The sequence below is a fragment of the Holospora undulata HU1 genome (genome assembly GCF_000388175.3).
Lineage (GTDB): Bacteria > Pseudomonadota > Alphaproteobacteria > Holosporales > Holosporaceae > Holospora > Holospora undulata_A.
Window position 1 is genome coordinate 1 of sequence record NZ_ARPM03000120.1, and the last position, 5,292, is coordinate 5,292.

The window sequence follows — 5,292 nt, forward strand, 5'->3', positions numbered from 1 at the left end:
GTAGAAAGATTATACTGCATTTTACAGATTCTTTACAGATTCTATTACATTCTCTACTTTTTTTGAATTTATGAAAAGAGGCATTATTCATTAACACCTTGACCGTGCTTTAGTTTCTTGATCAGAAATTTTTCTACCCCAGTTTGGAATCATAATATCTCGCAAAATCTAAAACCTGTTGGTGCTATCGGCGTGTTATTAACCAAACCGGCAATACTATTTGTTCTTTGATACTATTTCCCCCTCTTTTTTCCAAGCAACTTTTCACTTTTTCTGCCCCAGTTTCTGTCTTTGCACATAGCCATATCAATGCCGATTTCATCAATATATACAAGACTTGGATACGCTACATATTTGATCGATTATTGATACTAACTTCGCTTTACTTGGCTTGCTTCCACGTGCGAAAAGTCTTTTTTTTAGCTACAAGCCTAATCTTTTTAACCAGTAACTGATTATACCCCAAATTATTGAGCAGCTTTTTTCAAGGTCATATCTTGGTTTTCTTTGACGTACTCTTCAAGCTTATCTAAGTCAATCTTTTTTTCTGAGCCATCCTCAATCAAAAGACGTGTGGAAAATTTTTGAAATCTTGGCCAGTGATGCTGACAATGAGTACGCGATGAACAATTGAGCATGCCCATCAACACAGCATTGATGCTAAAAAAAGACGAGAACCCGGACGCTTTAAGTATCAAGTCCCATGAAATCTATGATATCCAAGACAATCTCGTCAGCAATGTCTGTAAATTTTCTGGGCGCTATCCACTTGGCTTCAATTTTCCTTTGGCTTAATTGATGACACGTCATATATAAACTTAGTTTTGATTTTCAAAACAGCTCTGTGTATAAATCTTTTTTTTAAAAAAATTTATCGATAATTACAAAACAAGAAAACTAAAGAAGCAATGGTTTAAACTCCTTATTGACAAATGAATCCAAACTTAATATAATCCTTTTTGATGTAGCGCCCATAGCTCAACTGGATAGAGCGCCAGACTACGGATCTGGAGGTTATGAGTTCAAGTCTTGTTGGGCGCGCGTCAATTTTTAACTTTTTAGCGATTATAATTAAAAAGTGTTCTTTATCACATCCTGAGAGGGATTTGGTATCTAGTTCTTTTGTTTTTCCCCCTTCTCTTTCATAATTACGGATGCTATCATTAAAAGCGTGTAGGGTGTTTAGATAGGAAAAAACGTTGGAAATTTTTCTGGATAGTGTTTCAGTAAAAGATATCTCTGCAGGAGTACGCATGGGAATCGTTAAGGGGGTTACAACCAATCCTTCTCTTTTAGCCAAAGAAATAAGATCTCTTAAAGAAAAATCTGGGGATAGTTCTGTTGAACGCATTATAAAAAATATTTGCAGCGCTAGTCCTTTGCTTCCTGTAAGCGTAGAAGTCACAGCAGAAAATAGTGACGAGATGGTTCGTCAAGGGCTTTGTTTTTCTGAGTGGTCTCCTCAGGTTGTCGTAAAGATTCCCTTGACCGATCAAGGATTGAAGGCGTGTTTTCAGCTTACAACAAAAGGAATTCCTGTAAACGTCACTTTGTGCTTTTCTTTAATCCAAGCATTTTTGGCAGCAAAAGCTGGAGCAACATATATTTCTATTTTTTTGGGACGGCTTCAAGATAATGGGCAAGACGCATTTCAAATCCTTCAAGAGACGTATCAAATGCTGAAAAAAATAGGATCGTCTTCAAAACTTTTGGCTGCTTCCGTTCGAACTTTAGATCACGTGTATCAATCACTATTGGCAGGAATTCCTGTTGCAACAGTTCCGTTTTCGGTATTGCAAGCAATGCTTCAAAGCCCTCTGACGGATAAAGGGTTAAAGCAATTTCAAGAAGACAGTAAAATTTTTTCGTCTCAGCTTTCTCTAAAGAGTTCTCAAACTGTTTTTCAAAAAGAGTTTTCAGCATGAGTGCAGATAAAACGAAAAAAGTTCCTTTTCATCGGTTAATTAAAAAAAATATTATTTTACGTTGTTATTCTTGTAATGGAGTACGGTTTTGTAAGAGCTTTCTAAAAGATAAAATCTTAGAGAAAGAGCACCTAGAAACCCAAGTTTTAAAAATGTTTCGTTAATTACGGAAAAATATGAAAATTTCTTTCTTTTCTTTAGGAGTGTATCTGTATGAATTCTGTTTATAGGACAAAGTATTGCGGTGCTTTAAGATCTTTGCACGAAGGGGAAAGCGTTAAACTTTCAGGATGGATTCATCGAAAGCGCGATCATGGACAACTTTTATTTATCGATCTACGAGATCATTACGGAACGGCACAATGCGTTGTCGATCCCGCAAGTCCGGCATTCGTTATTTTAGAGCATGCCTCACTAGAGTCCGTAGTTTTTGTGGAAGGAATTATTGTACTAAGAGAGCCGCATCTTATTAACACAAAAATAGAAACTGGAGAAGTAGAAGTCAAAGTTCAAACGGCAAAGGTTCTGTCTTATGCTGCTGCATTACCATTGAACGTCAATTCAGATGAATCTTTTCCTGAAGAAACACGATTAAAATATCGTTTTTTGGATTTGCGTCGCCCAAAGCTTCATCAGCATATTGTCACGCGCAGTAAGGTTATTCAGTTTTTAAGAGAAAAAATGCAAAATCAAGGATTTTTAGAAATTCAAACTCCTATTTTGACCGGAACAAGCCCAGAAGGTGCAAGAGATTATGTTGTTCCCAGCCGTTTGTACCCTGGGCAATTTTATGCCCTTCCTCAAGCTCCTCAACAATTTAAACAGCTTTTGATGGCGTCGGGATTTGATAAGTATTTTCAAATTTCTCCGTGTTTTCGTGATGAAGATCCAAGGGCAGATCGATCCCCAGGAGAGTTTTATCAATTAGATATGGAAATGGCTTTTGTCACACAAGAAGAAGTTTTTTCTGTACTTGAACCTGTTTTACGAGAAACTTTTCAAAAATTTGCTCCCCAAGGCTGGCATGTTCCTTTGGAGGATTTTCCCCGTATCCCTTACGAAAAAGCCTTAGAGGAATATGGAAGTGATAAACCCGATCTAAGAAATCCTTTAAAAATCTCAACTGTATCTGATTTATTCCGTCAGAGCAGTTTTGGTCCTTTTCAAGAAACCTTACGTAAAAAGGGAGTGATACGCGCATTAAACGTTCCAGGATTAGCTGAGCAACCTCGTCAATTCTTAAAAAATTTAGAAGCCTGGGCTATGGAGCAAGGCGCACCAGGATTAGGATATATTCTAAAAAAGAAAGAAAAGTGGCAAGGACCTCTTGTTAAGTTTTTTTCTGAGGAAGAGCAGTGGGAGTTGTCTAAGAAATTTGGACAAGAAGAAGGTACAGGGATATGCTTTATGGCCGGCCCTGAAAAGGAGGTTGCCCAACTTCTAGGAAAATTAAGAGTACATTTGTGGAAAATTTTAACCTCTGAAGAAGAAAAAACTTATCGATTTTGTTGGATTGTAGATTTTCCGATGTATGCTGAAGATTCGTTAACGCAACAGATTGTTTTTTCTCACAATCCTTTTTCTATGCCTCAAGGGGGAATGGAAGCTTTAGAACAACTCCCCCCCTTGGATATCAAAGCCTTTCAGTATGATATTGTTTGTAACGGAATAGAATTGTGCAGTGGAGCTATCCGAAATCATGATCCAGAAATCATGAAAAAAGCCTTTCGTATTGCAGGATACGAAGAACAAGAAGTATTTCGTCAATTTGGCGCACTATTGAATGCGTTTCGTTATGGAGTTCCCCCTCACGGGGGGGGGGCTCCCGGCATTGAGCGCATAGTAATGTTGCTGTGTGAGGTGCCAAATATTCGTGAAGTCATCGCCTTTCCTTGGACTCAGCAAGGAAAAGATCTGTTGATGCAAGCACCAGGGCCATTACCTGCAGCCAGATGGAAAGAACTTCACTTGCGTCCTAATCAATAAAATTTTGGACTAAAAAAGGGAATAAGTAAAATAAAAATAAAAAAATTTAAGGCGTCGTTTTTATGAATTTTCCCCCCTTTTACTGGAGCTGAAAGAATGTATTGACGCTCCTTACCGTATCTTTTCTAAGCTGATAGAATGTTATATTGCGCTCAGATCAAGAGAAAATTGTAGAAAAAACAACATAAAATGGTTATAAACTAGAGTCACAAGAGAGAGCTCCTCCAGTCCTTTGATTTTTTCTTCGATAAGCTTTTGCTTAGGAATATTTATGTCCACTATAGTAATTTAGGTTGAATTAGGTGTAATTTTTTTTGTTAAAATAAAAGGAAAATGACAAAGAGCTATAGCAACGATTTAAGACAAAGGGTAATAAAATATTTAGACGATGGGGGGCATATTGAACCATCGCAACTATAAATAAGTGTATCAGCGATAGGAAGGTGGCATAGAAAAAACAGACAAGAAGGTAGTTATTTTCCTAAGAGGCGTGGTAGCTCAGAAAAAAAATTGACTTAGAAAAGCTTGAAAAATATGTCAAAGAAACCCAAGATATGACCTTGAAAAAAGCTGCTCAAGAGTTTTTGGTAAGTATTTTTACAATCGGTTACTGGTTAAAAAGATTAGGCTATAGCTAAAAAAAGACTTTTCGCACTTAGAAGCAAGCCAAGTAAAGTAAAGAAAAAAAAGTGAAGTCGGTATCAAGAATCGATCAAAGATATAGCGTTATCCAAGTCTTGTATATATTGATGAAAGCGGCATTGATATGGCTATGTGCAAAAACAGAAGGCTGGGGCAGAAAAAGTGAAAAGTTGGTTGGCAAAAAGAGTGGGAAATCGTATCAAAGAATAAATCAAATAGTATTGCCGGTTTGGTTAACAACACACCGATAACACCAATGGGGTTTAACGGACTTGGGTAGAAAAATTTCTGATCAAGGAACTAAAGCCTGGTCAAGGTGTTATTATGGATAACGCCTCTTTTCATAAATCCAATAGAAGTCAAGAATTAATAGAATCTGTAAAATGCAGTATAATTTTTCTACCTCCTTACTCTTTTTATGTGAATCCAATAGAAAAATTCTGGGCTAATATGAAGAGGTGACAATATACTAAATTTCAACGCTCTATTCGATGCTATTTCGTGGTTCTTTAAAATATCCAATTCAACCTAAATTGCTATAGATCGATGAATTTTTCCTCAGGAAACTTCTCCTGCAAAATCTGCATCATATATTCTTATGACCTAAGGTTCGATTTTTGGCATACCACGCAGTAAAGCCTTTTCTGGCATCCACCGAGGTTTAATGTTGAAAAAAGAATCATCAAAAAGTGCGTATGTGTTCATATGTTTTCTCAAGAAGTTGAGTATAGTTTACATT

General features: G+C 36.8%; 5 protein-coding genes, 1 tRNA gene and 1 pseudogene. 6 read left to right on the plus strand and 1 reads right to left on the minus strand.

Annotation, left to right across the window (positions count from 1 at the left end):
• Positions 1–467: 467 nt before the first annotated feature.
• Positions 468–698, minus strand: coding sequence for a hypothetical protein (locus K737_RS10260; RefSeq protein WP_006295383.1), 231 nt, complete (start codon positions 696–698; stop codon positions 468–470).
• 269 nt (positions 699–967) lie between these two features.
• Here K737_RS10260 and K737_RS02825 point away from each other — a divergent pair.
• The 6 genes and pseudogenes from K737_RS02825 to K737_RS11940 form a co-directional block, all read left to right on the plus strand.
• Positions 968–1,041, plus strand: a tRNA-Arg gene (locus K737_RS02825).
• A gap of 158 nt (positions 1,042–1,199) precedes the next feature.
• Positions 1,200–1,925, plus strand: coding sequence for a transaldolase family protein (locus K737_RS02830; RefSeq protein WP_023492424.1), 726 nt, complete (start codon positions 1,200–1,202; stop codon positions 1,923–1,925).
• Positions 1,922–2,089, plus strand: coding sequence for a hypothetical protein (locus tag K737_RS09990; protein ID WP_023492422.1), 168 nt, complete (start codon positions 1,922–1,924; stop codon positions 2,087–2,089). The genes K737_RS02830 and K737_RS09990 overlap by 4 nt, the downstream gene beginning before the upstream one ends.
• A 49-nt stretch (positions 2,090–2,138) precedes the next feature.
• Positions 2,139–3,911, plus strand: coding sequence for an aspartate--tRNA ligase (aspS, locus tag K737_RS02835; RefSeq protein WP_023492420.1), 1,773 nt, complete (start codon positions 2,139–2,141; stop codon positions 3,909–3,911).
• A 554-nt stretch (positions 3,912–4,465) separates the two neighbouring features.
• Positions 4,466–4,549: a hypothetical protein gene (locus tag K737_RS11075; RefSeq protein WP_235075670.1), complete on the plus strand. Its 84-nt coding sequence runs from the start codon at positions 4,466–4,468 to the stop codon at positions 4,547–4,549.
• 286 nt (positions 4,550–4,835) lie between these two features.
• Positions 4,836–5,015 (plus strand): annotated as a pseudogene (locus K737_RS11940) (transposase); the annotation flags it as partial.
• Positions 5,016–5,292 lie beyond the last annotated feature (277 nt).

What these genes read in the sequence shown, in the direction of transcription:
- K737_RS09990 (WP_023492422.1), top strand. Translation starts at nt 1,922, where the DNA reads ATGAGTGCAGATAAAACGAAAAAAGTTCCTTTTCATCGGTTAATTAAA.
- aspS (WP_023492420.1), top strand. Translation starts at nt 2,139, where the DNA reads ATGAATTCTGTTTATAGGACAAAGTATTGCGGTGCTTTAAGATCTTTG.
- K737_RS11075 (WP_235075670.1), top strand. Translation starts at nt 4,466, where the DNA reads ATGACCTTGAAAAAAGCTGCTCAAGAGTTTTTGGTAAGTATTTTTACA.